Origin of the sequence: Streptomyces sp. NPDC051563, from assembly GCF_044454225.1 — a bacterium.
Taxonomy (GTDB): domain Bacteria; phylum Actinomycetota; class Actinomycetes; order Streptomycetales; family Streptomycetaceae; genus Streptomyces.
This window is the reverse complement of record NZ_JBITDL010000002.1, coordinates 391,602-416,077: the sequence shown is the minus strand read 5'-3', so window position 1 is coordinate 416,077 and position 24,476 is coordinate 391,602. Positions and strand designations below refer to the sequence as shown.

32 protein-coding genes are annotated in these 24,476 nt (G+C 71.1%); 16 read left to right on the top strand and 16 right to left on the bottom strand.

Annotated elements, in window-relative coordinates:
• Positions 1-32: 32 nt before the first annotated feature.
• From ACIA8F_RS04160 to ACIA8F_RS04150, 3 genes are all read left to right on the top strand, one after another.
• Positions 33-617, top strand: coding sequence for a TetR/AcrR family transcriptional regulator (locus tag ACIA8F_RS04160; RefSeq protein ID WP_399376602.1), 585 nt, complete (start codon positions 33-35; stop codon positions 615-617).
• Positions 618-803: 186 nt separating this feature from the next.
• Positions 804-1,796 (top strand): SGNH/GDSL hydrolase family protein, encoded by a 993-nt coding sequence (locus ACIA8F_RS04155; protein WP_399376601.1) that lies wholly within the window; start codon positions 804-806, stop codon positions 1,794-1,796.
• 22 nt (positions 1,797-1,818) lie between these two features.
• A complete protein-coding gene (locus ACIA8F_RS04150) occupies positions 1,819-2,412 on the top strand; it encodes a phosphohydrolase (protein WP_399376646.1) in 594 nt (197 codons plus the stop codon).
• A gap of 48 nt (positions 2,413-2,460) precedes the next feature.
• Here ACIA8F_RS04150 and ACIA8F_RS04145 read toward each other — a convergent pair whose 3' ends face one another.
• Together ACIA8F_RS04145 and ACIA8F_RS04140 are read right to left on the bottom strand one after the other, a co-directional pair.
• On the bottom strand, positions 2,461-3,201 hold the full coding sequence (locus tag ACIA8F_RS04145; RefSeq protein WP_399376600.1) for a class I SAM-dependent methyltransferase: 741 nt from the start codon (positions 3,199-3,201) through the stop codon (positions 2,461-2,463).
• Between the two features lie 52 nt (positions 3,202-3,253).
• Positions 3,254-3,607: a hypothetical protein gene (locus ACIA8F_RS04140; RefSeq protein WP_399376599.1), complete on the bottom strand. Its 354-nt coding sequence runs from the start codon at positions 3,605-3,607 to the stop codon at positions 3,254-3,256.
• A 104-nt stretch (positions 3,608-3,711) separates the two neighbouring features.
• Between ACIA8F_RS04140 and ACIA8F_RS04135 the strand changes: the two genes are divergently transcribed.
• Complete coding sequence (locus tag ACIA8F_RS04135) at positions 3,712-4,098, top strand: VOC family protein (protein WP_399376598.1); 387 nt, start codon at positions 3,712-3,714, stop codon at positions 4,096-4,098.
• A 15-nt stretch (positions 4,099-4,113) separates the two neighbouring features.
• On the opposite strand, the gene ACIA8F_RS04130 is transcribed toward ACIA8F_RS04135, so the two are convergent.
• The 3 genes from ACIA8F_RS04130 to ACIA8F_RS04120 form a co-directional block, all read right to left on the bottom strand.
• Positions 4,114-4,920 (bottom strand): hypothetical protein, encoded by an 807-nt coding sequence (locus ACIA8F_RS04130; RefSeq protein ID WP_399376597.1) that lies wholly within the window; start codon positions 4,918-4,920, stop codon positions 4,114-4,116.
• 112 nt (positions 4,921-5,032) lie between these two features.
• The gene (locus tag ACIA8F_RS04125; protein WP_399376596.1) at positions 5,033-5,434 is read right to left on the bottom strand and encodes a DUF1992 domain-containing protein; all 402 of its coding nucleotides are present in this window, start codon (positions 5,432-5,434) and stop codon (positions 5,033-5,035) included.
• Positions 5,435-5,480: 46 nt separating this feature from the next.
• On the bottom strand, positions 5,481-5,918 hold the full coding sequence (locus tag ACIA8F_RS04120; RefSeq protein ID WP_399376595.1) for a nuclear transport factor 2 family protein: 438 nt from the start codon (positions 5,916-5,918) through the stop codon (positions 5,481-5,483).
• A gap of 158 nt (positions 5,919-6,076) precedes the next feature.
• On the opposite strand from ACIA8F_RS04120, the gene ACIA8F_RS04115 reads away from it, so the two are divergent.
• The 8 genes from ACIA8F_RS04115 (at position 6,077) to ACIA8F_RS04080 (ending at position 13,469) form a co-directional block, all read left to right on the top strand.
• Positions 6,077-6,655, top strand: coding sequence for a TetR/AcrR family transcriptional regulator (locus ACIA8F_RS04115; RefSeq protein WP_399376594.1), 579 nt, complete (start codon positions 6,077-6,079; stop codon positions 6,653-6,655).
• A 131-nt stretch (positions 6,656-6,786) separates the two neighbouring features.
• Complete coding sequence (locus ACIA8F_RS04110) at positions 6,787-8,151, top strand: SH3 domain-containing protein (RefSeq protein ID WP_399376593.1); 1,365 nt, start codon at positions 6,787-6,789, stop codon at positions 8,149-8,151.
• 276 nt (positions 8,152-8,427) lie between these two features.
• A complete protein-coding gene (locus ACIA8F_RS04105) occupies positions 8,428-8,832 on the top strand; it encodes a hypothetical protein (RefSeq protein ID WP_399376592.1) in 405 nt (134 codons plus the stop codon).
• 187 nt (positions 8,833-9,019) lie between these two features.
• Entirely contained in the window at positions 9,020-9,433 is a 414-nt protein-coding gene (locus ACIA8F_RS04100) for a YciI family protein (RefSeq protein WP_399376591.1), read from the top strand.
• Position 9,434: 1 nt separating this feature from the next.
• A complete protein-coding gene (locus ACIA8F_RS04095; RefSeq protein WP_399376589.1) occupies positions 9,435-10,580 on the top strand; it encodes an RNA polymerase sigma factor in 1,146 nt (381 codons plus the stop codon).
• Positions 10,581-10,676: 96 nt separating this feature from the next.
• Entirely contained in the window at positions 10,677-10,820 is a 144-nt protein-coding gene (locus ACIA8F_RS04090; RefSeq protein ID WP_399376588.1) for a hypothetical protein, read from the top strand.
• Positions 10,821-11,055: 235 nt separating this feature from the next.
• A complete protein-coding gene (locus tag ACIA8F_RS04085; RefSeq protein ID WP_399376587.1) occupies positions 11,056-11,436 on the top strand; it encodes a hypothetical protein in 381 nt (126 codons plus the stop codon).
• Positions 11,433-13,469 carry a tetratricopeptide repeat protein gene (locus ACIA8F_RS04080; RefSeq protein WP_399376586.1) on the top strand — a complete coding sequence of 679 codons (2,037 nt, stop codon included), beginning with the start codon at positions 11,433-11,435 and terminating at the stop codon, positions 13,467-13,469. The genes ACIA8F_RS04085 and ACIA8F_RS04080 overlap by 4 nt, the downstream gene beginning before the upstream one ends.
• Before the next feature lie 27 nt (positions 13,470-13,496).
• Here the strand turns inward: ACIA8F_RS04080 and ACIA8F_RS04075 are convergent, their stop codons facing one another.
• Positions 13,497-13,997, bottom strand: coding sequence for an ATP-binding protein (locus ACIA8F_RS04075; protein ID WP_399376585.1), 501 nt, complete (start codon positions 13,995-13,997; stop codon positions 13,497-13,499).
• A 250-nt stretch (positions 13,998-14,247) separates the two neighbouring features.
• Here ACIA8F_RS04075 and ACIA8F_RS04070 point away from each other — a divergent pair, with 250 nt between their 5' ends.
• The 4 genes from ACIA8F_RS04070 (at position 14,248) to ACIA8F_RS04055 (ending at position 16,665) form a co-directional block, all read left to right on the top strand.
• Complete coding sequence (locus tag ACIA8F_RS04070) at positions 14,248-15,099, top strand: helix-turn-helix domain-containing protein (protein WP_399376584.1); 852 nt, start codon at positions 14,248-14,250, stop codon at positions 15,097-15,099.
• A gap of 8 nt (positions 15,100-15,107) precedes the next feature.
• Positions 15,108-15,302, top strand: coding sequence for a hypothetical protein (locus ACIA8F_RS04065; protein ID WP_399376644.1), 195 nt, complete (start codon positions 15,108-15,110; stop codon positions 15,300-15,302).
• A 113-nt stretch (positions 15,303-15,415) separates the two neighbouring features.
• The gene (locus tag ACIA8F_RS04060; RefSeq protein WP_399376583.1) at positions 15,416-15,949 is read left to right on the top strand and encodes a serine/threonine-protein kinase; all 534 of its coding nucleotides are present in this window, start codon (positions 15,416-15,418) and stop codon (positions 15,947-15,949) included.
• A complete protein-coding gene (locus ACIA8F_RS04055) occupies positions 15,922-16,665 on the top strand; it encodes a hypothetical protein (protein WP_399376582.1) in 744 nt (247 codons plus the stop codon). Before ACIA8F_RS04060 ends, ACIA8F_RS04055 begins: the two co-directional genes overlap by 28 nt.
• Positions 16,666-16,711: 46 nt before the next feature.
• Here ACIA8F_RS04055 and ACIA8F_RS04050 read toward each other — a convergent pair whose 3' ends face one another.
• The 10 genes from ACIA8F_RS04050 to ACIA8F_RS04005 form a co-directional block, all read right to left on the bottom strand.
• Positions 16,712-17,176: an OmpA family protein gene (locus ACIA8F_RS04050; RefSeq protein ID WP_399376581.1), complete on the bottom strand. Its 465-nt coding sequence runs from the start codon at positions 17,174-17,176 to the stop codon at positions 16,712-16,714.
• Positions 17,177-17,354: 178 nt separating this feature from the next.
• Positions 17,355-17,942: a hypothetical protein gene (locus ACIA8F_RS04045; protein WP_399376580.1), complete on the bottom strand. Its 588-nt coding sequence runs from the start codon at positions 17,940-17,942 to the stop codon at positions 17,355-17,357.
• A 30-nt stretch (positions 17,943-17,972) separates the two neighbouring features.
• Entirely contained in the window at positions 17,973-18,572 is a 600-nt protein-coding gene (locus ACIA8F_RS04040; protein ID WP_399376578.1) for a pilus assembly protein TadG-related protein, read from the bottom strand.
• Positions 18,573-18,577: 5 nt separating this feature from the next.
• Positions 18,578-18,778, bottom strand: coding sequence for a hypothetical protein (locus ACIA8F_RS04035; RefSeq protein ID WP_399376577.1), 201 nt, complete (start codon positions 18,776-18,778; stop codon positions 18,578-18,580).
• 110 nt (positions 18,779-18,888) lie between these two features.
• A complete protein-coding gene (locus ACIA8F_RS04030; protein ID WP_399376576.1) occupies positions 18,889-19,581 on the bottom strand; it encodes a response regulator in 693 nt (230 codons plus the stop codon).
• The gene (locus ACIA8F_RS04025; RefSeq protein ID WP_399376575.1) at positions 19,581-20,813 is read right to left on the bottom strand and encodes a sensor histidine kinase; all 1,233 of its coding nucleotides are present in this window, start codon (positions 20,811-20,813) and stop codon (positions 19,581-19,583) included. Before ACIA8F_RS04025 ends, ACIA8F_RS04030 begins: the two co-directional genes overlap by 1 nt.
• A gap of 3 nt (positions 20,814-20,816) precedes the next feature.
• Positions 20,817-21,707 (bottom strand): DUF5936 domain-containing protein, encoded by an 891-nt coding sequence (locus ACIA8F_RS04020; protein WP_399376643.1) that lies wholly within the window; start codon positions 21,705-21,707, stop codon positions 20,817-20,819.
• A gap of 13 nt (positions 21,708-21,720) precedes the next feature.
• The gene (locus ACIA8F_RS04015) at positions 21,721-22,659 is read right to left on the bottom strand and encodes a type II secretion system F family protein (protein ID WP_399376574.1); all 939 of its coding nucleotides are present in this window, start codon (positions 22,657-22,659) and stop codon (positions 21,721-21,723) included.
• The gene (locus ACIA8F_RS04010; protein ID WP_399376572.1) at positions 22,656-24,038 is read right to left on the bottom strand and encodes a CpaF family protein; all 1,383 of its coding nucleotides are present in this window, start codon (positions 24,036-24,038) and stop codon (positions 22,656-22,658) included. Before ACIA8F_RS04010 ends, ACIA8F_RS04015 begins: the two co-directional genes overlap by 4 nt.
• Positions 24,035-24,475 (bottom strand): TadE/TadG family type IV pilus assembly protein, encoded by a 441-nt coding sequence (locus ACIA8F_RS04005; RefSeq protein WP_399376571.1) that lies wholly within the window; start codon positions 24,473-24,475, stop codon positions 24,035-24,037. The genes ACIA8F_RS04010 and ACIA8F_RS04005 overlap by 4 nt, the downstream gene beginning before the upstream one ends.
• Between the last annotated feature and the right edge of the window lies 1 nt (position 24,476).

Below are 24,476 nucleotides of genomic sequence, written 5' to 3'. Positions count from 1 at the left end.
CCGGGCGTCAAGTAAGTAGTCAGGGGAGAGTCATGTCCAGCAGCGGTCCGCAGCAGCGCCGTGGCGATACGCGCCAGCGCATCCAGGACGTCGCACTGGAACTCTTCGCCGGGCAGGGGTACGAGAAGACGTCGCTGCGGGAGATCGCGGAGGCGCTGGGGGTCACGAAGGCGGCGCTGTACTACCACTTCAAGACCAAGGAAGACATCATCATCAGCCTGTTCGAGGACCTGACCCGGCCCATCGACGAGCTGATCCAGTGGGCGGAGGAGCAGCCGCGCTCGCTGGAGATGAAGCGGGAGGTCCTGCGCCGCTACAGCGAGGCGATGGCCGGCGGCGCCTCGCTGTACCGCTTCATGCAGGAGAACCAGGCCTCGCTGCGGGAGCTGGCCATCGGCGAGACGGTGAAGAAGCGGCTCTTCGCCCTGGTCGAGCTGCTCCGGACCGGCCAGGAGGACGCCCCACTGGCCGACCAGGTGCGGTGCGTGAGCGCCCTGTTCACCCTGCACGCGGGAATGATGTTCCTCCAGCACGTCGAGGGGGACCCGGAGGAGACCCGCCAGGCCGCCCTGGAGGTCGCGACGGACCTGATCACCCAGGCACACGGGCAGGCGTAGCCCCACCCGCATCCGCACCCCCACCCCCCACCCCCCACCCCCTCCCCCCGCCCCTCCCCCTCTCCCGTTCACTCGATCGAACGAACCCCACCCCGAACGATTACTCTCCGTAGTCATGTCGGCTACTTTTGGTGATGCGCGCTGCGGAACGGCTGTGGCGGCGCCCGAGCCGGAGGTACCGCCGTCATGATGCGTCTCGCCCTCACCACCGTCGCCGCCGCGGCGGCCGCCGTCCTCGCGACCGCTCTCGCGCCGCAGGCGCCCACTCCCCTCTCCTATGTCGCCCTCGGGGACTCCTACAGCGCCGCCTCCTTCGTGCGGCCCTGGAACACCGACGGATGCGGCCGCTCCGAGCAGGACTATCCGCACCAGGCCGCGCGGCGGCTGGGGTTGAAGCTCACCGATGTCACCTGCTCCGGCGCGGAGGTCAGAGCGGGGCTGCTGGGCCCGCAGTCCGAGCTGAAGGGGCCGCCGTCCGTGCCACCACCGGGCGGTTGGGCTCCAAAGGCGGCGCAGGTCAAGGCCGTTACGGCGGCCGCCGATCTCGTGACGGTCGGCGCCGGCGGCAACTCCGTGGGCTTCTCCGAGATCGTCGAGACCTGCGTGAAGCGGGGTCTGGCCTCCTTCGGTACGGGCACCCCGTGCACCGATCACTACGCGCGGGGCGGCGGCGCCGCGGGGCTCGACGCCCGGTTCACCGCGCTGGAGGCCGACTTCACGGCCCTGCTGAAGGAGATCCGCACGCGCGCTCCGCGCGCCCGGGTGGCGGTCGTCGGATATCCGGCCATCGTCGACAGCTCCGCGGGATGCGGCTGGGGGTCCTGGCACCAGCTCGGAACCGTCGCCAAGGGCGACATGCCCTGGCTCGACTCCGTGGAGCGCCGGCTCAACACCCTCCTGCGGGAGCAGGCCCGCAGCAACGGCGCGGTGTACGTGGACACGTACTCCTCCAGCACCGGCCACGGGGTGTGCGCGGGCGCCGAGCAGCGCTGGATGTACGGGATCAAGGACACCCTGACCGGGCCGGGCGAGCAGAGCGACCCACCCTCCGAGCTCTGCCGCTCCATCCCGGCCCGCGGCGAGGCCTGCACCGTCCTCCACCCCAACCTCCGCGGCGCCACCCACCAGGCGGACCGCGTCACCGAGGCCCTGACCGCGCTGGGGGCGCGCAGAACCTGACCGTCGTTACCCTGACGCGGTGATGGCCAACACCCTCTTGTCGCGGGCCGCGAGCGGCATTGCCGACCCGGCACTGCTGCCTCTGCCGGCTCGTGTCGCAGCGCTCCTCTCGGACCTGGGAAGCCCGCCGCGACTGGCAGCGCATCTGCGTGCCGTCCATGACGTCGCACACCAGCTGGTCGACTGGGTGGAACGGCACTGCCCCGCCCTGATCTTCGACCGCGAGGCGGTGCTCTTCGGGGCGGCCACGCATGACGTGGGAAAGACGGTGCACGTCGCCGAACTCTCCGGGCCCGGATCGGCGCACGAGGAGGCCGGGCAAGCTCTCCTGATCGGCCACGGCTTCAGCCCGGAGCTGGCGCGCTTCGCGGCGACTCACGCGTCCTGGGCGGACGCGCGGGTCGGCCTGGAGGACCTGCTGGTCAGCCTCGCCGACAAGATCTGGAAGAACAAGCGCGTCCCCGACCTGGAGGACCTGGTCGTGGCGCACCTGGCCCGGGCGACCGGCCGTGCGCCATGGGAAGAGTTCATCGCGCTCGACGGGCTTCTCGCTCTCATCGGCGACGCCGCTGACGAGCGTCTGGCATTCCAGGCATCCTTCCCGATCCACGGCTGAGGGCTCCTGGTCAACCGTGGATCGGGCGGGGTGTCGGGGCGGTGGTGTTTACGGTTTGTGGGTGAGCCAGAGCATTTCCGCCGGCCAGCGGTGGGCCCAGTCCGGCGGGTCCGTTGGGTTGTAGCCGTTGGGGGTTGTGGGGGCCGGGCGCGGTTCGATGAGGTCGTCGATGACGAGGCCCGCCCCGCGCAGGACCCTGATCCAGTCGCCGTAGGTGAGTTGGTAGCTGGTCGCGCCGTCGCCTTCGGCGATGGTGTTCAGCCCGAAGTAGTCCTGGTGCAGGGTCGTGGTCGCGCGGCCGGCGGCTTCGTCGTAGCAGGCTTCGAACCATGGGCTGGCCACGTTGAAGACCAGGCGCCCGCCGCGGCGCAGGACGCGTGCGGCCTCCGGGACGGCCAGGTGCGGGGGTGCCCAGCTGAGCCCGCCGTAGTCGCAGAACACCAGGTCGAAGCTGTCGGCGGCGAACGGGAGCTGCTCGGCGGCGCCTTGCACCAGCGGGTAGCGGGCCGCTCCCCTCGCGCGGGCTGCCGCGGCGAGTTGGGCCTCGGACAGGTCGAGCCCGACCACGGCGGCGCCCTCGGCGGCGAGCACCCTGGACCACTGGCCGGCGCCGCAGCCGAGTTCGAGGACGCGCCGGCCGGCGACCTCGCCCAGGGCGTGCAGCTGCGCGTCGGGGATGGCGTACGTGCCCCAGAGCCGGGGCGCCGCGCCGATCTGCGGGTCGTGCTCGCGCTGGTAGGTGCTGCTGATCTGGTTCCAGAACCGCCTGTTGCCGGGAATGCTGTCCACCCGCCGACTCAAGCACCGCCTGCCGGGGGCGGTCAACGGGATTGCACCGTGCCTAGCGGGCTTCCAGGGTGTCGGCTCTGGATGTCAGCTCGGCGGCGGTGTCGTCCCAGCTCGGGCCGTAGGCGTAGAGGCTGCCGGCCGCCTCGCGCAGCAGGGGTGCGTCTTCAGGTCGCTGGAGGGTGGCGAGGCGGTAGGCGAGGTTGCGTATCCAGACCGGGAGCAGACCGTCCACCAGGTGCGGGGAGAGCGCGTGCAGCATGCCGGTGATCTCGTCCGCGTCGGCGAAGGTGAGCTGCTCGACGAAGAGGTACTCGAAGTGCTCCAGGCCGCACGGCGGCGTCGGCCCGTACTCGTCCCCGTAGATGCAGCGCGCGTGCTGGGTCAGGTCCTCGTGGAAGTACGTCATCCGCCGAAGACTAGGCCGCTCCGATCCGGTCCGGTCCGGTGCGGTCCGGTCCGGTCCGGTGGGGCTGCGTGGCGTCCGGTGGGGGGATCGGGAAGACTCGGGCCATGGTTTCGGTAGTGCAGAACGTGGCGATCGACTGTGCGGACGCCTATGAGCTGGCCCTGTTCTGGAGCCGGGTGACCGGCCGTCCGCTTCCGGAGGGGGCACGGCCGGGCGCCCTCGATGCGCAAGTGCCGCTGGCGGAGGGCCCGGTGCTGTACTTCAACCAGGTCCCCGAGGCGAAGACGGTCAAGAACCGGATCCACCTGTGCCTGCGCCCCGAGACCTCGCGGGACGAGGAAGTGGACCGCATCCTGGGCCTCGGGGCCTCCTTCGTCGGCGACCACCGCAACCCCGACGGTTCGGGCTGGGCGGTCCTCGCCGACCCCGAGGGCAACGAGTTCTGCGTCCTGCGCAGCGAGTCGGACCGGGCCGCCGCGCACGCGCCGTAGCCCGCTCTGCGAGCGTCAGGTCGCGGCGGGGATGTGGCGCGCCACTGCGAGTCGGGCCAGTGCCCGGAGTCTGCCGAAGTACGAGGCGCAGTACTCCGAGTCGATCAGCGGCTCGAGCGTGTCGAGGTCGGCGATGCAGCCCCAAAGGGCGGCTATGCCGTTGTCGTCGAGTCCGCCGTTCAGCTCGGTGTGGACGAGGCCGGCGACGTCCGCGTCCAGGAGGATCAGTTCCACGCCTCCGATGTCCACGCCGCGGAAGCTGTCGGGGTACAGCGCACGCCTGTGTTCCTCGGCAAGCCGGGCGAGCCGGGCTTCGAGCGGCTCCGTTCCCGGGTCCGCTGCCTCCCCTTCCGCGCCTTGCGCCGCAGGCCGGGGGCCGACGAGCAGGGTTACGGCGTCGAAGACGGCGCGTAGCAGCGCGATGCCCCTGGTCGGGTTGAGATCGGCGCTGGTGACGGCGCCCTGCGTAAGCTCGTCTCGCAGTTGCCGACTGCGGTCGAGTCGTGCGGCGAGGTCGGCCGGGACGAGCCCCGTGTCGGTGGCCCGCTCGATCAGGGCGTGGAGCGGCTCCTTGACGGCAAGGCGTTCGGCGAGGACGTGCTCCAGGGCGAACAGGGAGTGCGTGACCGCCGCGGTGGCGAACTCGTACCGGAAGTAGGAGTGCCGGAGGAGCTCGCGGGAGGTTTCCAGCGCGCTCATGACGTACATCGACGCGTCGCCGGGCACCACCAGCTCCGCGACGAGCACATGCATGCCCTCGTAGTCGGGAACGAGACAGCGGTTGCGCGGGTCCGGCAGAGGCGCCGAGGGGAGGGGCTTCACCGACGCAGTCTCGTCGCCCGAAGGCCGTCCGTGCCATCGGGTTTGCCCGCCCCGCGGCGGCAGGCGCCCCTCGGCTCGTGCCGATGCCGGACCCTCAGGACTTCCGGGATCCTCAGGTTTCCCGGGACTCCCGCCACCGGGTGAGTTCGGCTTCTACGTCGAATTCCCCAAGGTTCAGCGGGGGGCCCGGCGGGGGGCGGCGGAGGGCCGCGCGGATCTTGTCGTTGATGTCCGTGAGGAGGTCGCGGACCTGGCGTTCGGTGCGGGCGGCCTTGAGCGCCTCCCGGGCGTCCTCTGCCTCCTTGCGCAGCGCGAGCGCCGGCGGGAGGACCGCGAAGCCCTCGCGGTGGAGCTTGCCCTTGATCCACCACAGCTCGTCGTACGGGGCGTCGAGCGAGGCCAGCGGCTTGCCGAAGCCGGGCAGTTCCGCGAAGTCGCCGCGTTCCCCGGCCTGTCTGATCTGGCGGTCCACGAAGGATTCGAAGCTGACGCCAGGCGGTTTGCGCTCGGTCACGTTGCCTCCCCGGAGGTTGCCTTCAGCCTAACTCGGCGGATCCGGCTCAGAGGCGGCGGTCCGACTCCTCGATCGGGATGTCGTTGATGCTGGCCTCGCGGCGGCGCATCAGGCCCGCGGCGTCGAACTCCCACTGCTCGTTGCCGTGGCTGCGCCACCACTGGCCGCTCGTGTCGTGCCATTCGTACTCGAAGCGCACCGAGATGCGGTTCTCGGTGTAGGCCCACAGCTCCTTGCGCAGCCGGTACTCCAGCTCCCGGTCCCACTTGTCGGCGAGGAAGGCGCGGATCTCGGCGCGCCCGTTCAGGAAGCGGTCGCGGTTCCGCCAGGCGGAGTCCTCGGTGTAGGCGAGGGCGACGCGTTCGGGGTCGCGGCTGTTCCAGGCGTCCTCGGCGGCCTGCACCTTGGCGCGGGCGGACTCCTCGGTGAAGGGCGGCAGCGGCGGCCGTACGGAACCGGCGGCAGGAGCAGGGGAGGCAGTCATGGCGGGGACCTCTCGGCTGTACGGACGGGTGGGTGGGTGGGTGGGTGGAGTGGGGCGGACGGGCGGGCGGGAGTGCGGAGAACGGTCGTTCTCGGTGTGGGCGTCAGCCTAGAGAACGCCCGTTCTCGGCGCAAGGGATCCTGGTCTACGCTGCTCGCATGCCCGCCGCCCCGATGAACGACGAAGAGGCCCGCACCCGCCTGCTGGACGCCGCGGAGGCGCTGTTCTACGCCGAAGGCATCCAGGCCGTGGGCATGGACCGCATCCGGGCCCGGTCGGGCATCCCGCTCAAGCGGCTCTACCGCCTCTACCCGGCCAAGGAGTCGCTGGTCACCGCCTATCTGGAGCGCCGTGACCGCCGCTGGATGGCGAGCCTGAGCGCAGCGGCCGCCGCCGGGCGGCCCGACCCGGTCGGGGCGGTCTTCGAGTGGCTCGCGGGGTGGTTCTCGGAGCCGGACTTCCGCGGCTGCGCGTTCCTGAACGCGTACGGGGAGCTGGGCGCGGGTCCCGCCGGGGTGCTGGACGTCGTACGCCGCCACAAGGCGGAGCTACGGGCGCTGCTGGCCGGCATCGCCGGTCCGGGCCGGGAGGACCTGGCGGATCACCTGCTGCTGCTGGTCGAGGGGGCCACGGTGGTCGCGGCCCTGGAACCGGGCCCGGGGGCGGCGGTGCGGGCGCGCGAGGCGGCGTACGTCCTGATGCGGGCGGGCGGAGGGATTCACGCGGCTGCCGAGTGATCGGTTACGCGTCGTACACAACCAGGTCGCATTGTCAGCTTTTAACTGGTGTTGGGACTTTTGTCCACCGGAAGACCGCATTCGGCGGTCGCCCTCCGGTTCCGTTGCTTTTCCTCGCGGAGGAAACACCCTTGTCTGCTTCCCGCTGCACGTCGGCCGCCCTGGTCGTCGCGGCCGTCACCGCGACCTGCCTGCTGCCGGCCGTGCCGGCTTTCGCCGCCGGCTCGCCGCACATCCGGTTCTCCCAGCCGTACGTCCCCTCGATCGCCGCCGGAAAGACCGGCCGCGTGGTGATCGTGGCGGAGACCGGCGGCGATCCGGCCCTCAGCAGCAGCTTCCGGATCACCGCGCCGGAGCGGACGACCTTCCCCGAGGCGCGCTTCTACTGGAACGGTGACCGTGCGGCCGCACCCTGCACCCTCTCGGGCAACGCCCGCCAGCTGACCTGCGACGCGGGCACCCGCGCGGGCTTCGCCTTCCCGGCTGAGGGCGGCACCCGGCTGGGCGTACTCGTACGGGTGGACGCGGACGCTCCCGAGGGGACGACCCTCGACGGGGGCGAGTGGGCCGCCGACGGCTCCTCGCGCGGTCTGTACGCGGTGTCCACCCCGGTGACGGGCCCCAAGGGCGACGACGGGCACGACGGCCAGCCGGGCCACGACGGAAAGCCCGGTCACCACGGCAAGCCGGGCCGCCCCGGTCCCAAGGGCGACAAGGGCGACCAGGGCGAGCGCGGCGAGAAGGGCGAGAAGGGCGACACCGGGCCGAAGGGTCCGAAGGGCGACAAGGGCCACCAGGGCCCGAAGGGCGAAACCGGCCCCACGGGCCCGACGGGCGACCAGGGGCCGGCCGGAGGCCCCCAGGGGCCGAAGGGCGACACGGGCGCACCCGGCCCGAAGGGCGACACGGGCCCGGCCGGCGGACCCAAGGGCGACACCGGTCCCGCGGGCCCCAAGGGCGACAAGGGCGACAAGGGCAACCAGGGCGGGCGCGGGAACACCGGACCGGCCGGACCGACGGGAGCGCGCGGACCGGCCGGCCCGACGGGAGCGCGCGGACCGGTCGGCCCCAAGGGCGAGCAGGGCCCGAAGGGCAACCGCGGCCCCGGCGGACCCAAGGGCGAGCAGGGCCCGAGGGGCCCGAAGGGCGAGCAGGGCCCGAAGGGCCCGAAGGGCGACCAGGGCAAGCCCGGCGCGTGCAAGTGCGGCAACGACCACGGCGGCAAAGACCACGGCGGCAAGGACCACGGGGGCAAGGGCGACAAGCCCGGCAAGCCCACGGCCCGCATCGTCAGCGACAAGCTGCACGTGCGCACCGGCCCCGGCACGCAGTACAAGAAGGCCGGCGTGGTCAAGTACGGCACCGAGGTCCAGGTGATGTGCAAGACCAACGGCACCGAGGTCGACGGCAACGCGATCTGGTACAAGCTCGCCGACGGCCGCGGCTGGATCGCCGCCCGCTACGCCGCGAACCTGAACCGCATCCCCACCTGCTGACCCGCTGACCCGGCACCACCCTCCTTCGGTGCGCATCGAGCCCTCCCCGGCCCGGTGCGCACCGAAGTCGTTTCCGCCGGCGGGACAGTTCCGCCGGCGGGACGAGGCGCAGGACGCGCTACCCGTCAAGCCCCGAACATCAGGGGCATGACGGCGTGCGACGGCCGGGGTTCAGTGGGAACGGAGGGGGCGGGGATCGCGGAGAGCAGGCGATCCCCGCCCCCTCCGTTCCCGACCCTGTCCCTGTCCCTGTCTGCTCGCCGGAGGTGGATTCTCATGACCGACACACCCCGCGTACCCCGCGGACCGTGCCGAAGACGCATCGCCGTCCTCCTCGCCTCGGCCGCTCTGGCCGCGGCAGGAGCGCTGCTGCCCTCCCAGGCCCTCGCCGCACCGGTGACGGCGCCGCAGGCCGGCCCCGCCACCAGCGTCACCGCGCCGGCGTCCGGTCACGACGGTCAGCGCGATCGCGATCGCGATCACGGTGGCGACGGCTACCGCGTCCGTTACTGCCATTGGACCCAGCACGGCCACCACCAGAGCTGGGGCCGGTGGCACTGCCACACCTACTGGTACGGCTACGGCAGCGACCACGGGAACGGGCACGGCAACGGGCACGGGCACGGGCACGGCTACAGCAATTGGTTCGGCCAGTTCGGCGGCCGCGCCCACGGCATCTGAGCCGGCCGCGCCCGAACAGCTGGAAACACGGCCCGGACCGGGTGGCACGACCGCCCGGTCCGGGCCCGCCGGAGTCCCGTCGACTTCCCGTGGAAAAAACTTCGCCGGCGATGTCGAGAACCCGTGCCCCGCTCCGTCTCCTCTGCGGAAGCGGCCACAATGGCCGCACCGCACGGAGGAGACCATCATGGCCAAGTACCTGCTTCTGAAGCACTACCGCGGCGCCCCGGCTTGCGCCAACGACGTCCCCATGAGCGAGTGGACGCCCGAGGAGATCACGGCCCACATCCAGTACATGCACGACTTCGCGGCGAAGCTGGAGGGCACCGGCGAGTTCGTCGACGGTCAGGCGCTGGCCCCCGAGGGGACCTGGGTCCGCTACGACGGCGAGGGCCGCCCGCCCGTCACCGACGGCCCCTTCGCCGAGACCAAGGACCTGATCGCCGGCTGGATGGTGATCGACGTGGACAGTTACGAGCGCGCCGTCGAGCTCGCCGGGGAGCTGTCGGCGGCCCCCGGTGCGGGCGGCAAGCCGATCCACGAGTGGCTGGAGCTGCGCCCGTTCATGGCCGCGCCCCCGACCGTCCCCGAGTGCCACTGACATGGACGAGGCCCTGCTCAGGAGCCTCACCCCGCAGGTCCTCGGAATCCTCGTCCGCCGCGGAGCAGATTTCGCGGCGGCCGAGGACGCCGTCCAGGAGGCCCTGCTGGAGGCGGTGCGCGTCTGGCCCGAGGAGCCTCCGCGGGAGCCGAAGGCATGGCTGGTCACGGTGGCCTGGCGCCGGTTCCTCGACGCGACGCGGGCGGACACCGCCCGCCGCCGGCGCGAGGATCGGGTGGAGGAGGAGCCGGCGCCGGGTCCGGCGACCGCCGTGGACGACACGCTCCAGCTCTACTTCCTGTGCGCCCACCCGTCGCTGAGCCCGTCCTCGGCCGTCGCGCTCACCCTGCGCGCGGTCGGCGGGCTCACGACGCGCCAGATCGCCGCGGCCTACCTCGTCCCCGAGGCGACGATGGCGCAGCGCATCAGCCGGGCCAAGCGCACCGTATCCGCCGTCCGCTTCGACCGCCCGGGCGACGTCGGTACGGTCCTGCGCGTGCTCTACCTGGTCTTCAACGAGGGCTACTCCGGCGATGTGGACCTCGCCGCCGAGGCCATCCGCCTCACCCGCGGCCTGGCGGCCTCGATCGACCATCCCGAGGTGTCGGGGCTCCTGGCCCTGATGCTGATCCACCACGCCCGGCGTGCGACCCGGACCGCCCCCGACGGCAGTCTGGTGCCGCTCGCCGAGCAGGACCGCGGCCGCTGGGACACGCGGCTGATCGCCGAGGGCATCGGCATCCTGCATCCCGCCCTCGCCCGGGACCGGTTGGGCGAGTTCCAGGCGCAGGCGGCCATCGCGGCGCTCCATGCCGACGCGCAGAGCACCGAGGAGACCGACTGGGTGCAGATCGTGGAGTGGTACGACGAGCTGGTCCGCCTGACCGACAGCCCGATCGCCCGCCTCAACCGGGCGGTGGCGGTCGGCGAGGCGGACGGCCCGCGCGCGGGTCTGGCGGCGCTGGCGGAGCTGGACGCGGCCCTCCCCCGCCACACCGCGGTGGCCGCGTACCTCCACGAGCGCGACGGAGACCCGGCCACGGCGGCCCGCCTGTACGCCGAGGCGGCCCACCGGGCCCCCAACCTCGCGGAACGCGACCACCTGACCCGCCAGGCCGCCCGCCTGAACTCCGCCCGCCGCGGCTGATCCCCTCAGCCCGGCCCGTGGGCGTACCCCTGACCGCCACCTCGGCGTTCAGAGCGCTTCCCTCACCGAACAGGACAGGACAGGACAGGACAGCCGATGCTCACCACCCTCGCCACCGTTCTCGCCGGTCTGCTCGGCGCGGCCCTCATCGCCATGGGCGCGCTGGTCTTCGCGAAGCCGCGGAACGCCACCGGCTTCGGCATTCCCGACACCCCGGTCGACGATCCGCGGACACCCTGATCGTGGTGCGCAGCGGCGGCCCGAAGGCCCTCGCGTACGGCGTCCACGCCGTGACGGCCGCGGTCATGCTGGTGACCGCCCTCGGCCTCCTGCTCTGTCCCCCGACCCGTCCGCGACGGCCGGATCATCCGCGGGACGAAGTACTGGACCAGCCTGGGCGCCGACCCGCGCCGGCCTCGGCCCTGAGTTCGACGAATCCAGGCCTTTGATCTTGTGGGTGGAAGAGCATGGGGCCATGAGGGCTTTGTGGTGGACCTTGGCGGTGGCCGGGACGGTGGCTGCGGTCACGTTGCTGGTCTGGGTGACGGCGGGAGACCTCGAGCGGTCCAGCCAGGTGTGGGGGATCGCCGGAGCCGTGGCCGGGCTGGGCGCCCTGGTGGTGGGCCTCCTCCAGCTGCGGGCGTCGGCCGCCGCGGCCGCACCCGTACCGCCGGTACACGCGAACGGCGGGGCCATCGCCGCGCGCGGCACCGTCCGCAACGCGCAGGCCCGTGACACCTCCCCGTCCGCAGGCAGCGCACCGGCGCCCACGGCCGGCCCGGGGATATCCGCGAGCGGAGGAGCGATCGCCGCCGGTGGTGACGTCGACGGTTCGACCGCCCAGAGGGGAGCGTGAAGCTCCCGAGCTTCGGGCAGCCCCCGGGGAAGGGCGGCCCGCCGACGACCGAGGGACCGTCGCAACCGGCGGTGGACGCCGACCGGGGGTCGATCGCCGCGGGCCGGGACATCCTCAACTCGGTCGCCCTCTACGTCGAGAACGGCACGATCCTGCCGCAGGAGGCGTACGGGCCGGTCGCCGACGTCCAGGCACCCGCCGGGTTGTGCAATGCGCCCGCCACGAAACTGTTCGTCGGCCGCGCCGAGGCCCTCACCCTGCTGGACGCCGCGTTGGCGACACCCGGCGAGGTCGTCGTGCAGGCCGTGCACGGCCTGGGCGGGATCGGGAAGTCGAGCCCGGCCTCCCACTGGGTCCGCCGGCACCACACCGGCAACCCCCGCTGGTGGATCACCGCCGACAGCCGGGAAGCCATCGACACCGGCCTGGCCGACCTCACCCGGTCCCTCCAGCCCGCGCTGGCCGTCATGCCCCCCGCGTTCCTCGTGGAACGCGCACTGCAATGGCTGACCGCCCACGACGACTGGCTCATCGTCCTGGACAACGTCGAACGCCCCGCCGACATCACCTCACTCCTCGACCGCGTCGGCACCGGCCGCTTCCTGATCACCACCCGTCGCGCCACCGGCTGGCACCACACCGCCACCTCCGTGCGCCTCGACGTCCTCGCCCGGAACGAGGCCCTGGACCTGTTCGTCCGCGTCCTCACCGACGGCGCGGCCCGCGACACCACGGGCGCCGCCGAGGTCTGCGCGGAACTCGGCGACCTTCCCCTGGCCGTGGAACTGGCCGCCGCCTACTGCGCCGAGACCGGCACCAGCCCGCGCGCCTACCTCGCCATGCTGACCCACCGCCCCGCCGCGACGCTCGCCGCCGGCACCGAGGGCGGCGACCCCGACCGCACCATCGCCCGGGCCTGGCGCATCACCCTGGACACCCTCGCCACCACCCCGCTCGCCGTGGACATCCTGCGGATCCTGGCCTGGTACGCCCCCGACCACATCCCCCGCACCCTCCTCACCCCCCTCGCCGAAGCCCCCGAACTCCCCACCGCGATCGGCCGCCGCACCGCGCACAGCATGATCACCGACCACCACGACGGCACCCTGGCCGTACACCGCCTCGTCCAAACCCTCGCCCGCACCCCTGACCCGGCCGATGCCCACCGGCAACACCAGGCGATCGACCAGGCCCGGGACCGGGCCGCGGAACTCCTCTCGGACGCCTTCCCGTCCAACGTCGACGACCCGGCCAACTGGGCGACGTGTCGAGCGCTCCTCCCCCACACCGACACCCTCACCAGCCTGCACGCACCTGAACACGACACCATCCACACGGCCCTGGCTCTCAACCGCGCGGCCAACTACCGGCGTGAACAGGGCGCGCTCACCCCTGCCATCGAAGTCTTTCTCCGCGCACTGAGCACCTTCGAGCGACTGAGCGGCGAGGACCACCCCTACACGTTTGGTGTCCGCAATAACCTCGCGGGCGCGTACAAGTCGGCGGGGAATCTAGAACGGGCCATCCCCATGTACGAGCAAACCCTCGCCGACAGCAAGCGCCTGCTGGGTGACGACCACCCCAAGACACTCACCTCCCTCAACAACCTCGCGCACGCGTATGAGGCGGGTGGGGATCTGGAACGGGCCGTCCCGATGTACGAGCAAGCCCTCGCCAACCGCAAGCGCCTGATGGGTGATGACCACCCCCATACGCTGACCTCCCTGAACAACCTCGCGCACGCGTATGAGGCGGGCGGGGATCTGGAACGGGCCATGCCGATGTACGAGCACACCCTCGCCAACTTCGAGCTTGTGCTAGGCGATAACCACCCCAACACACTTATCTCCCGCAACAATCTCGCGCACGCGTACACGTCTGTGGGGCATCTGGAGCGAGCCATAGCGCTGTACGAGCGCACCCTCGCAGATTGCGAGCGCGCACTCAGCTCCGGCCATCCGATAACTGACGTGGTGAGGACGAACCTGGAAGAAGCGCGGTCCGCAAGGCGGTCCAGACGCCGACCTTCGTGACGGTACGCGCCGTCGGTCACAGCGTCCCTAGGAAGCCAGGTACCCGGCGGCGCCGGCGACCGGGAGGCTCGCCCAGGTCCGGGTGCCGCCGCCGGGTTCCCTGGACTCGCCGAAGCCCCAGGCTCCGCCGCAGTCGCGCACCACGGCGGCCATCACCCGTAGGGCCGCCCTGCGGCGGGCTTCGCAGTGGGCGGCCAGGCGGGGGTGGGTATGCGGGGTGTGCCCGTCGTAGACCGTGAGGCGGAGGGCGTCTTCGCGGTGGCGGAGGGCGAGGTAGAGGCTCCGGCCCGGGTCCAAATACCAGGCCGCGGCGATGAGTTCCCCGACGACCTGCACCGCGGCGGGCACGGCCCGGTCGAGGTGGTGGGCGTGGAGCACGGACCGTACGGTGCTGCGCGCGATCTGGGCGCTGTACGGCTCCCCCGGCACGGTCAGGCTGCACGACAGCTCGTCGGGCGAGGGCGGCTCGTCGGCCGGCGGGCAGGCATCGAAGCAGCCGGGGCTGGGGGGCATGAAGGGGCTGAGCATGACGGACTCCCTGGCGAGACGCGGATGAGGACGCAGCTTCGGTGAGCTCGACGCGCACGGGTTGCTCTCGCGGTGCGTGGGGGCAGTGGCTCGTCGCCGAGGCCGAGGCATGCTGCGGCGATGCACTTCCAACTCCCATGCGTGAGCGGTGCACTACCCAAGGTAGCGAAGAGTGTGGTCAATTCGCCACCGAAGTCGGGAAGTTAGCCCACTGTGGATCGGCAGGCCCCTGGCACGGCAGACTGCAGCCATGCCCCCAAGGACCTCGCCGACCGAACGACAGAAGCGACTGGGTGCCGAGCTCCGCAGGTTGAGGCTGGCAGCAGACGTGTCCGCCGAGTCCGCCGCAGAACTCCTCGGCATCGACCGCTCCAAGATCTCCGCCATCGAGCAGGGCATCCGCACCATCAGTGAAGATCGCCTCCGGTCGCTGGCCGATCGCTGCGGCTGTGCCGACGAGCGGTACATCGACGCACTCGTCGCCATGGCTCAACCGCAAAGGCGAGGCTGGTGGGAGCGCTACCGGGGCAAGCTGTCGTCGGCGATCCTCGACATCGCGGAGCTCGAATCGCATGCGAGCCGGATCCGGTGCGCGCATTCGGTACACATCCCGGGCCTCCTGCAAACCAGCGATCACGCACTCGCCGTTTTCCGGTTTGCGGTACCGGCCCTGCCCGAACCAGATGCCGCGCTCCGGCTGGCGCATCGGCTGGAACGGCAGCAGGTGCTGGAGGGCGACTCGGCACCCGAGTACATCGCCGTCCTGCACGAAGCGGCGTTGCGGATGCAGTTTGGTGGCCGCCGAGTCGCGCGGGCTCAACTGGAGCACCTGCTCCAGCGCTCCGAACGGGACAACGTCGTCGTCCGCGTCCTCACCTTCGAGGCCGGAGGATTCCCCGGCGCCGGCCAGACGGTCAACTATCTAGAGGGGCCGGTTCCGCAGCTCGACACCGTGCAGAGCGACAACACGCACGGGCCCGACTTTCTGCACGCTGAGGACCAACTGTCCAAGTACCGTGCCCAACTGGACTGGACGGAGCGGCTCAGCCTTGCGCCCGACAAGTCCCGTGACTTCATCCACCATCTGGCGCGCCAACTATGAGGGGAACAATGGCCGACATCACCTGGGAAGACCCTTACTGCGCTGAGGCCAGCGCCTGCTACCGGATCGGGGTGGACAGGGACGGCAACAGCTACATAGCCCTCTCCGGCCAGGAGGACTCGTACCTCACAGACACGCGCGAGGCCCTGCAACAGCTGATCCGGGACATCAAGGCCGGCAAGGCAGACCACCTGCTGGACTGACCGGCACGCCACTTGCCGACGGAAAGCGGACCGTCGGATCATCGACTCCATGGGGGGAACTGGGGTTCGCACTCGGCGAGCATCTGGCCGAAGGACGGTTCCGTGTCGCCGGGTTGCTCGGCATGGGCGGGATGGCTCAGGTCCAGAGCGGCTGGGACACCCGGCTGGAACAACAGGTCGCCATCAAGACCTTGCTGCCCGGCCCCGCCTCGGACCGCGCGACCGTCGAACGGTTCCGGCGGGAGGCGCACACCATGGCCACCCTCAAGCACAACCACATCGTCACCGTCCACCACGCGGGCCTCGAACCCCGCCCGGACGGGCCTCCCGTGCCGTACATGGTCATGGAACTCGTCGACGGGCAGTCACTCGACCAACGGATCCAGAGCAGCGGAGCCCTACCGTTCGCGGAGGCGGTGCGCATCACCGACGAGATCCTGAACGCCCTGGCTGCCAGCCACGCGCGCGGCGTGGTGCACCGGGACATCAAACCGGCCAACGTCCTGCTGACCGTAAAAGGGAGGGCGAAGGTCACCGACTTCGGGCTCGCCCGCTCCGTCCTCTCGGACGCCGCGGCCCTGACCAGGAGCGGCTACCGGCTCGGCACGACCTGTACGCCGTGGGACTCCTGCTGTTCGAGATGCTGACCGGCCGGCGCGTCTTCCCCGAGCCGAACCAGCTCCTCGTCGGCCACCTCCACAAGAACCAACGCCCGCCCACCCTCGCCGAGGCGGGCCTGCCGGGCCGGCCCGTGATGCAGGCCGTTCTCGACCGGGCCCTGGCCAAACGGCGCGAGGACCGGTACCAGAGCGCGCACGAGATGCGCGTCGCGCTCCGCCCCCGGCACGGATGGCAGACCTCCCCCGAATCCAGCCGGGTGCCCACACCGGAACCGCGTACGGGCCCGCCATGGCCCGTCAGGGCCTACCGGAAGGGCGTCGCCGCCGTACGCGCCTCACGGGCGCGGGCCAGGACGCGTACGGCAGCCCGGCGGCCGGTGCCGGCATCGGCGCCCCGCATGTCCCGCTGGCAGAGGAGACGGAACCTGCGGATCGCGCTCGCGTCCGCCACGGCGCCCGTGGCGTTCTACCTGTCGATGCTCATGTCTCTCGGCGACAACCTGTGGCCGGTCGTGGGGGTCGCCTGCTGGTCCCTGGGCGCCGCGGTCCTGTCCCTGCCCGTCCAGCGCCTGTGGAGCGTACGGCTCCCGCTGAACAAGGGCCTGGCATGGGGCGCGCTGATCCTCAACGTGGCCGGCCTGCTCAGCACCCTCCAGATCACGGGCAACACGTACTCCCACGTCTGCAAGCCCGATGACAGCAGTTTCTGCGTCTGGACCCAGCGGCCGGACCTGCTCCGCTGACCCGGCCGCGGTGGTTCGTCCGCCGCGGCCAGGTCTACGGATCCAGCTACTGGCCGGTGCTGCGCGGGAAGGTGATCTCCACGCGGCGGTTCTTCTTGCGGCCTTCCTCGGTGCCGTTGTCGGCGATCGGGTAGTCCTCGCTGTAGCCGCGCACGTCGAAGGTGACGCCGGGGTTGGTCACCGTCTTGGCCAGCTCGGCCTGGACCGCGTCGGCGCGCTTCTTGGACAGTTCCTTGCCGTGCTCGTACGTGCCCTGGTCATCGGTGAAACCGAAGACCCGGACGGTGGTGGCCTTCTGGGAGTTGATCTCCTGCGCGATGGCCTGGATACGGGCGGCGGCCTGGGCGTTGAAGATGGCACTGTCCTCGGGAAACATCACCTCGGATTGCAGGGCCATCATGACGGTTTGGTTGGTCTCCTGGCGCCGCTCCTCGCCGCCGATGTCCTCGACCACCTCGACCATGTCGAGGACCTTGGGGGCCGCGAGGATGCCGCCCTGGGGGAGCTTCAACCCTGGGGAGTCGGACTTGACGGGCGTCGGCGCAGAGGCCGAGGCTTCAGTACCGGGAGGCACAGACGGCGTGACATCGTCCGCGTAGGCGCTGGTCGCGCCAACGAAATGGGCCCCTGCGATGACGAGGCCGGCGACGGCTATTGCAGCTGTGGTGCGATGGCGTTGAGTCATGGAGTCACCCGGAGATTTTGACGGTGGCCGCGGCGAAGCTCGGCAAGCCGAACGCGACCTCGGTCGTACTTGTCGGCGGCGCAGGGTATTGCGCGAAGATGGGGACGCTTTCCCCGGCCTTGATAGGCGTCAGGCCGGTGGTGCACGCGCACCTACCCTCAGTGTCACGCAGCACGTAGTACCGCTTCTTGCCTGCCGTATCGACCACAGTGGCCCCAGCGATCGATGCCGGGCTGGCAGTCTTCTCGTCACCACGCCATGTAGCCATCTGCGAGAACGTCGAGGAGCCCGTGTTCTTGATCCGTCCGGTGACGGTGAGGTATCCGTCTTGGTTGCGCACAGCCGAGTTGATCTCCAAGATCACACCCGCTGGGCCTTGCGATGTGGCTATGACCTCAACAGACTCCGATCCCTTCGACTGGGCGGGTGCGGGCTGCGAAGCGTCGCTTCCCTGGCTCTGAGGAGTAGCGGACTTCTGCGGCTCCTTTGCCTGGTCGTCGCCACCTCCGCACCCGGCCAACACGAGGGCCAAGACCGCCGCAACCACAACGGCCGCTCCCCCGCGGACCTTCGCCTTCTGCCGCATGCTCATGTACGCCGTTTCCTTGTCTCTCGTTCGGTGTCAGTCGCTCAGTCGCACAACGAAGAGTTTCCTCGCCAGCTCGTACAAAGATCCAGGATCTGACGGATTCACGATGATCACCGAGCCGTCACGGCATTTAATGTCGACAGCCCCGCCACCCTCGGGCGGTGGCGGGGTGGACGCGGGTTGTAGGGAGCACCGCGGTTCGATCACGGCCGTTGCCGTGGCTTGGCCACGCATGTTCTCGGTCCCCGGGATGACCGAGTCCCCGACCGCGCGGCTCGTCGTCACAGAGACGGTGAACTCCGGTACGTCGACGTCACATTCCGAAACAGTTGCTTCGTTCGTACTGGCGAAATCGCTTGCCCTGGAACAGGCACCCTCGGTTACGAGGCGACGACCCCTGATAATCGCTTCCCAATCCTCTGGTGTGAGGATGAGGAGATTCCAGCCCGTGAGCGCGTTGTCCCTGACCTCCTGGGCGGCCGCGAGTGCCGCCGCATCGGCGGCGCCCTGCCCATCGCTGCGCGTGGCCCCCGCCATCCCGACGGTGACGAAGGCCAACGCAGCGAAGAGCAGGCATGCCATCATCGCAGCGTAGAAGGGGAGAACCTGGCCCCGATCACGCGAGGCTGTCACGCCTATCAGCTGGTGATATCGGTCAATACCGCTGAGATGGCGTTCGCGATGTTGGCCGCGAGCCCAGACCCGATGATCGCCGCAATGATCAACGCAATGATCACGATGATCCCCAGATACTCGAAGACCGTCTGCCCCTCGTCCGCACCCCGCCGCAGCCGGTTCTTCCGTTCGACGATCGCCTTGAGCAGCTTGAGGTTCTGCATGGGAGTCCTCTCCAGACCTGGCGCCGATGTCGATCCGCGGACGGTACGTCGTGACACCAGCAGTTGCAAAGGGTCCCGGGACCCAATTACGGACCCACTGCGCACAGCGTCTACCCATGGCCAGCCACCCCCGGACGGGCGGTTCCCAGCCAACGGGCTATCGCCTCGCTCCTCGTGGCGGTCTGGAGCTTCGCGAAGATCCGGTTGATGTGGTTCTTGACCGTCTTCTCGCTGATAAAGCAACTCGCCGCGATCTGCTGGTTACTCATGCCGGAAGCGATGAGATCCATGACCTCCTCCTCACGCGAACTCAGCCCGAAGACAGCATGGTTGGGAAGACGCTCCGTAGACTGTCCCACAGTTCGTTGCGGATGCGAAGAGGCCCGGAGTTCCGTGAGCACCGCGCTCGCCGCCGTCGGGCTGAAGTGGGCGCGGCCCGCGCGGACGTCGCGGACGGCTGCGACCAGGTGGTCCGGCGTGAATTCGCCGTGCACCAAGTAGCCGCCCGCGCCCAGCAGCAGGGCCTCGCGGACGATCTCCGACTCCCGGCTGTACGTCAGCATCAGCACCGGTGCCAGCCGTACGAGGTGCGGTAGTGCCGAGATGCCGTCCACGCCGGGCATCCGGACGTCGAGGAGGATGACGTCGGGGGTGTGGAGCCGTGTCAGGTGCAGGGCTTCGCGGCCGTCCGCGGCCTCGGCTGCGACCTCGATGCCGCCTACCGTGGCCAGCAGGGCGGCCAGGCCTGCCCGTACGACCGGGTTGTCGTCGGCGATGAGCACGCGCAGCGGGGCCGCCGCCATCAGGCTTCCCTCCCCGCGGGGAGGGCGGACAGGGGCAGGGTCAGCCGGATTTGGGTCCCCGGCCGTCCATCCCGACGGGCACCGATGTCGATGCGGGCTCCGATCGCGGCGGCCCGCTCGGTCATGCCGAGCAGGCCGTAGCGGCCCGCGCCGGGCAGGGCTGCGAGGTCGACGCCGCCCGGGAGGCCGCGGCCGTCGTCCTCGATCAGGAGCACCAGGTCGGCGGTGTCGGCGGCCGCCTCGACCGTGATCCGGGCCTCGCCGGCATGGCGGCGGGCGTTCTCGACCGCCTCCCCCGCGATCGCCAGCAGGTGCCGGGCCACCGGGGACGGCACCACCGGGAGGGTGCCGCTCACGCGCAGCTCAGCGGCCGAGAGGTCGACCCGGGCCCGGAGTTCCGTGGCCAGGGACACCCCCGGCGCGTCCAGGTCCCGCCGCAGGTCGGCCAGTACCTCCCGGGACTCGGCGACCGCGCGGCGGGCCGCCCCGGCCACCAGGTCGGCCCGGCTGCGGAGGGCCGCCGGGTCCGTCGTGCGGGTCAGGGAGTCGGCGGCGAGGGCCAGGCCGTGCAGGGTCTTGGAGACGGAGTCGTGGAGCTCCCGGGCCAGGTGGTCCCGTTCGGCCTGCACCGCTTCGGCGACGGCCAGCCGGGCGCGGGTCTCCAGCAGGGCCTGGCCGGCCGTGCCGAAGCGGAGGAGCAGGTCGCGGAGGCTGGCTCCGACCGCGCCGGCCAGGACGCAGAGCATCGACAGCATCAGGGCCTCGGCCACGACGGCCACCACGGCCGCCTGGATGCCGGCGTAGACCGCCGAGCCGCGCCAGCCGTAGACGATCCCGGCCAGCAGCGGGGTGCACACGGAGGCGAGGAGGAGCGGGGAGCCGGGGGTGGCGGTGATGAGGAGGAGGCCGCTGAAGATCCAGTCGACGGCCAGGGGCCAGCGGTGGCGCAGGAGCAGGGGGCCGAAGCGCTCCCAGTCGCGGAACAGGAGGTAGGACAGCATGAAGGTGAGCAGGACGGCGCCGCCGGCCAGGTGCGTCGGGGCTCCGGGCGGGGTGCGGCTCAGGACCACCGGGGTGCCGAGGGCGATCATCACGAGGCGGAAGGCGAAGACCTGGCGGCACAGCGCCTGCAGGGCGTTGACCTGGAGGGCGATCGGCAGCTGCGCCGCGGGCCGTGCGGTCAGCCGGTCCCGCACGGCTGAGAACGCCGTGACGTCCAGCGAGGCGGTCATGGCTCACCCGCCCCCGAACAGGCCGCTGAAGTCGACGTCGGCTCCGTACACGAAGCCGCCGATGAGGAGGATCATCGTTCCCGGCAGCATGAACGTCGTGACGGCGAAGGTCGCCCGCGGGACGGCCCGGGCGGCCCGGCGGCGGGCGTTCTGGGCGTCGGTGCGGCGCATGTCCTCGGCGATGGCGATCAGGGTGTCGACGATCGGGGAGCCCAGTTCCTCGCCCTGCTGGAGGGCGGTGACGAACTGCGCGACCTGCTCGGAGTCGTTGCGCCGGCGCAGGTCGTCGAAGGCCTGCCGGCGGCTGACGCCCATGGTCATCTGTTGCAGGGTGATCCGGATCTCGTCGGACCAGGGGCCCTCGTACTTGGCGGCGACCCGCTCCAGCGCGGGCCGGAAGCCGATCCCGGCGCTGACGACCACGGCCAGGACGTCCAGGAAGTCGGGCAGGGTCCGCTCGATGTGGTCGCGGCGGATCCGGATCGCCGACCAGAGGCCCGCCTCGATCCAGAACACCCCGAAGGCGATCATGACCAGCGCGAGGACCAGCTGGCCGTTGATCAGCATGGCGAAGGCGCCGAGGCCGCCCAGGAAGGCGTAGACGGCGCGGCGTGCGGCGTAGCGGTCGATGGTCAGGCCGGAGGGGTTGCCGGCCCGGTCGATCTGGCGGCGTTTGCGCGCCACCCGGTCCGGGCCCATCAGGCGCAGTATCAGCGGGGCGTAGCGGATTCCGGCGCGGTCGATGAGGGAGCCGACGGCCGTCGTACGGGTGGCGCCGACCTCCAGGGCGAGCATCAGGTCGCTCGGGAGTTTGGTGTCGGCGCGGTAGAGCCGGATGCCGTGGAACACGCCGAGGACCGACAGGGCCACGGCCAGGGCGAGGAGCAGCGCGATCATTCCGGCCTCCTCAGACGGCGATCTTGGTCAGGCGGCGGATGAAGACGAAGCCGAGCGCGAAGAGCCCGAGGGCGATCAGGACGGCGCTCTGTCCGACGACGGATCCCGTCATGCGGTCCAGGGCCCCGGGCATCATCGCGTCGACGAGCAGGAGCGAGCCGACGCCCATGACCGGGACCAGGTACGCGGTGACCGTCACCTGGGACAGCTGCGTACGGACCTCGCGGCGGGTTTCCTTGCGCTGTTCCAGGGTGACCGTCAGGTTGCGCAGGCTGCCGACGATGGCACCGCCCGCGCGGGCGGACAGGACGAGGGTGGAGACCAGGACGACCAGTTCCCGCGAGGGCAGCCGCTCCTCGATCTCGCCCAGGGCCTCCTCCATGGAGTGCCCGACCGCGAGCCGGTCGGCGACGCGGGCCAGTTCCTCGCCGGCCGGTGCCTCCAGTTCCTCGGCGGCCATGCCGATGGCGGTGCGCAGGGCGAGGCCGGCCTGGGTGGCGTTGGCGAGGATCCGGGCCACGTCGGGCAGCTGGTTGATGAACCGCTCGGTGCGCCGGGCCCGCTGCCAGTTGAGGAAGGCGTTGGCCCCCCACAGGGCGATCAGTCCGGCGACCGGGCCGAAGAACGGGGCCAGGAAGGAGGCCGCGACCAGCCAGATCCCGGCGACCGTGGCGAGCATGTAGACGAAGTACTCGCCGACGGTGAGGTCCAGGCCGGTCACGGCGAGCTTGCGCTCGATGGTGCGGCCGAGCTTGGTCCTGCGCAGGCGCCGGTCCACGCCCGGGAAGCGGCGCCGGCGGCCGAGCGGGGCCGGCAGGCCGGTCGCGGAGAGCCGCTCGATGAGGGCGGCGCGCTCGGCTCGGCCCGTGGCGTAGGCGTGGATGCCGAGGACGGCCAGCACGCAGGTCAGCAGTGCGGCGCCGAGGGTGAGGGAGATCAGTGGGTTCACAGGGCGGTCCGGGTGATGCGGGCGGGGAGGGGGCCGGCCAGCGGATCGGTCAGCGGGTCGGCGAAGGGGGCGTCCGCCGGTGCGACCCCGAAGGCCTGCGGGATCGGCTGGTTGTTCATGTAGAGGCGGTCGGCGAGCCAGCGGGGCAGCGGGTAGTACTCGAAGCGGCCGTGGACGCGGCCGTCGGGGCCCATGGGCTGGGCGGCGAAGCGGCAGACCGTGGTGATCCGGAAGGGCTCGCGGCCGTGCGAGTCGAGGAGGGAGATCTCGGTGATGCGGCGCATGCCGTCGCCGAAGCGGGTCAGCTGGACGATGACGTTGACGGCGCTGTTGATCTGGTCCTGGAGCGCCTCGAAGGGGACCTCCACCTCCGACATGGAGGCGAGGGTCTGCAGGCGCATCAGGGCGTCGACCGCACTGTTCGCGTGCACGGTGGCGAGCGAGCCGTCGTGGCCGGTGGACATCGCCTGGAGCATGTCGAGGGTCTCCCCGCCGCGGACCTCGCCGACGATGATGCGGTCGGGGCGCATGCGCAGGGAGTTGCGGACCAGGTCGCGGATGGTGATCTGGCCCTTGCCCTCGACGTTCGGCGGGCGGGATTCGAGGCGGATGACGTGCGCCTGCTGGAGCTGGAGTTCGGCGGAGTCCTCGATGGTGATGATGCGCTCGCCCTCCGGGATCAGTCCGGAGAGGGAGTTGAGCAGGGTGGTCTTGCCGGTGCCGGTGGCCCCGGAGACGATCACGTTCAGTTTGGCGGTCACCAGGCCGGACAGCAGGATCAGCATCTGCTCGTCGAGCGAGCCGAGCCCGATCATCTCGTGCAGGGTGAAGGCCCGGGGGAAGCGGCGGATGGTGAGGGTGGCGCCGGTCAGGGAGAGCGGCGGGATGATCACGTTGACGCGCTCGCCGCTGGGCAGGCGGGCGTCGACCATCGGATTGGCCTCGTCCACACGGCGGTTGACCGTGGAGACGATGCGCTCGATGGTCTGCATCAGCTGCTCGTGCGAGGCGAAGCGGAGCGGGAGCTGCTCCACGCGGCCGGAGCGTTCCACGAAGATCTGGTCGGGGCCGTTGACCATGATCTCGGAGATGGTGGGGTCTTCGAGGAGCGGTTCGAGCACGCCGAGGCCGAGGGCCTCGTCGACGACGCGGCGGATGAGCTGGGCCCGCTCGACGGTGGAGAGGACCGGTCCCTCGCGGCTGATGATGTGGCCGAGCACGCGCTCGAGGCGCGCGCGGCGCTCCGCGGGCGCGAGCGCGGACATCTCGGCGAGGTCGATCTCCTCCAGCAGCTTGGCCCGGTACGAGGAGACCAGGCGGCCGTCCTCGCGCGGATTGTGCCGCTCGTCGGGGGTGTTGACCCGGGAACGAAGGCTCATGGTCCGGTCACCTCGAGGTCGTCGTTGGGCATGACGGCGCTCCGGCGGACCGTCCGGTCGGCCACGCCGGGCACGACCGATTCGATCGTCAGGGTCACCGTCATCCTGACCGCGTCCCGGGTCCTGGCCCGCTCGATCCGCGCTCCCCGCGCGAGGTTGTCCGAGATCGCCGCACGGCCGGCGGCCGCGCCGTCACCCGGAGAGCGGGCTTCCACGCGGGCCGCCGCGCGGGCGGCCGTCTGGGCCTGCTGGACCACGTAAGCGGACCAGCCCAGCTGCATGGCGCCGAGTCCGACGAGCAGCAGGATGGGGAGGAAGCCGATGTATTCCAGGGCGACTTGACCGCTGTCGCGGTCGCCGCGGCGCAGCCCGCGGAGACGGCGGAGACCACGCAGCCCGCTGAGACCGATGAGCCCGCTGATCCGGATCCGGTTCATC

Bases quoted from the DNA above. Each gene is read 5' to 3' on its own strand.
- ACIA8F_RS04160 (WP_399376602.1), top strand. From the start codon at position 33: ATGTCCAGCAGCGGTCCGCAGCAGCGCCGTGGCGATACGCGCCAGCGC.
- ACIA8F_RS04155 (WP_399376601.1), top strand. From the start codon at position 804: ATGATGCGTCTCGCCCTCACCACCGTCGCCGCCGCGGCGGCCGCCGTC.
- ACIA8F_RS04150 (WP_399376646.1), top strand. From the start codon at position 1,819: ATGGCCAACACCCTCTTGTCGCGGGCCGCGAGCGGCATTGCCGACCCG.
- ACIA8F_RS04140 (WP_399376599.1), bottom strand. From the start codon at position 3,607: ATGACGTACTTCCACGAGGACCTGACCCAGCACGCGCGCTGCATCTAC.
- ACIA8F_RS04135 (WP_399376598.1), top strand. From the start codon at position 3,712: ATGGTTTCGGTAGTGCAGAACGTGGCGATCGACTGTGCGGACGCCTAT.
- ACIA8F_RS04120 (WP_399376595.1), bottom strand. From the start codon at position 5,918: ATGACTGCCTCCCCTGCTCCTGCCGCCGGTTCCGTACGGCCGCCGCTG.
- ACIA8F_RS04115 (WP_399376594.1), top strand. From the start codon at position 6,077: ATGCCCGCCGCCCCGATGAACGACGAAGAGGCCCGCACCCGCCTGCTG.
- ACIA8F_RS04105 (WP_399376592.1), top strand. From the start codon at position 8,428: ATGACCGACACACCCCGCGTACCCCGCGGACCGTGCCGAAGACGCATC.
- ACIA8F_RS04100 (WP_399376591.1), top strand. From the start codon at position 9,020: ATGGCCAAGTACCTGCTTCTGAAGCACTACCGCGGCGCCCCGGCTTGC.
- ACIA8F_RS04095 (WP_399376589.1), top strand. From the start codon at position 9,435: ATGGACGAGGCCCTGCTCAGGAGCCTCACCCCGCAGGTCCTCGGAATC.
- ACIA8F_RS04090 (WP_399376588.1), top strand. From the start codon at position 10,677: ATGCTCACCACCCTCGCCACCGTTCTCGCCGGTCTGCTCGGCGCGGCC.
- ACIA8F_RS04085 (WP_399376587.1), top strand. From the start codon at position 11,056: ATGAGGGCTTTGTGGTGGACCTTGGCGGTGGCCGGGACGGTGGCTGCG.
- ACIA8F_RS04075 (WP_399376585.1), bottom strand. From the start codon at position 13,997: ATGCTCAGCCCCTTCATGCCCCCCAGCCCCGGCTGCTTCGATGCCTGC.
- ACIA8F_RS04070 (WP_399376584.1), top strand. From the start codon at position 14,248: ATGCCCCCAAGGACCTCGCCGACCGAACGACAGAAGCGACTGGGTGCC.
- ACIA8F_RS04065 (WP_399376644.1), top strand. From the start codon at position 15,108: ATGGCCGACATCACCTGGGAAGACCCTTACTGCGCTGAGGCCAGCGCC.
- ACIA8F_RS04045 (WP_399376580.1), bottom strand. From the start codon at position 17,942: ATGAGCATGCGGCAGAAGGCGAAGGTCCGCGGGGGAGCGGCCGTTGTG.
- ACIA8F_RS04035 (WP_399376577.1), bottom strand. From the start codon at position 18,778: ATGCAGAACCTCAAGCTGCTCAAGGCGATCGTCGAACGGAAGAACCGG.
- ACIA8F_RS04030 (WP_399376576.1), bottom strand. From the start codon at position 19,581: ATGGCGGCGGCCCCGCTGCGCGTGCTCATCGCCGACGACAACCCGGTC.
- ACIA8F_RS04025 (WP_399376575.1), bottom strand. From the start codon at position 20,813: ATGACCGCCTCGCTGGACGTCACGGCGTTCTCAGCCGTGCGGGACCGG.
- ACIA8F_RS04010 (WP_399376572.1), bottom strand. From the start codon at position 24,038: ATGAGCCTTCGTTCCCGGGTCAACACCCCCGACGAGCGGCACAATCCG.
- ACIA8F_RS04005 (WP_399376571.1), bottom strand. From the start codon at position 24,475: ATGAACCGGATCCGGATCAGCGGGCTCATCGGTCTCAGCGGGCTGCGT.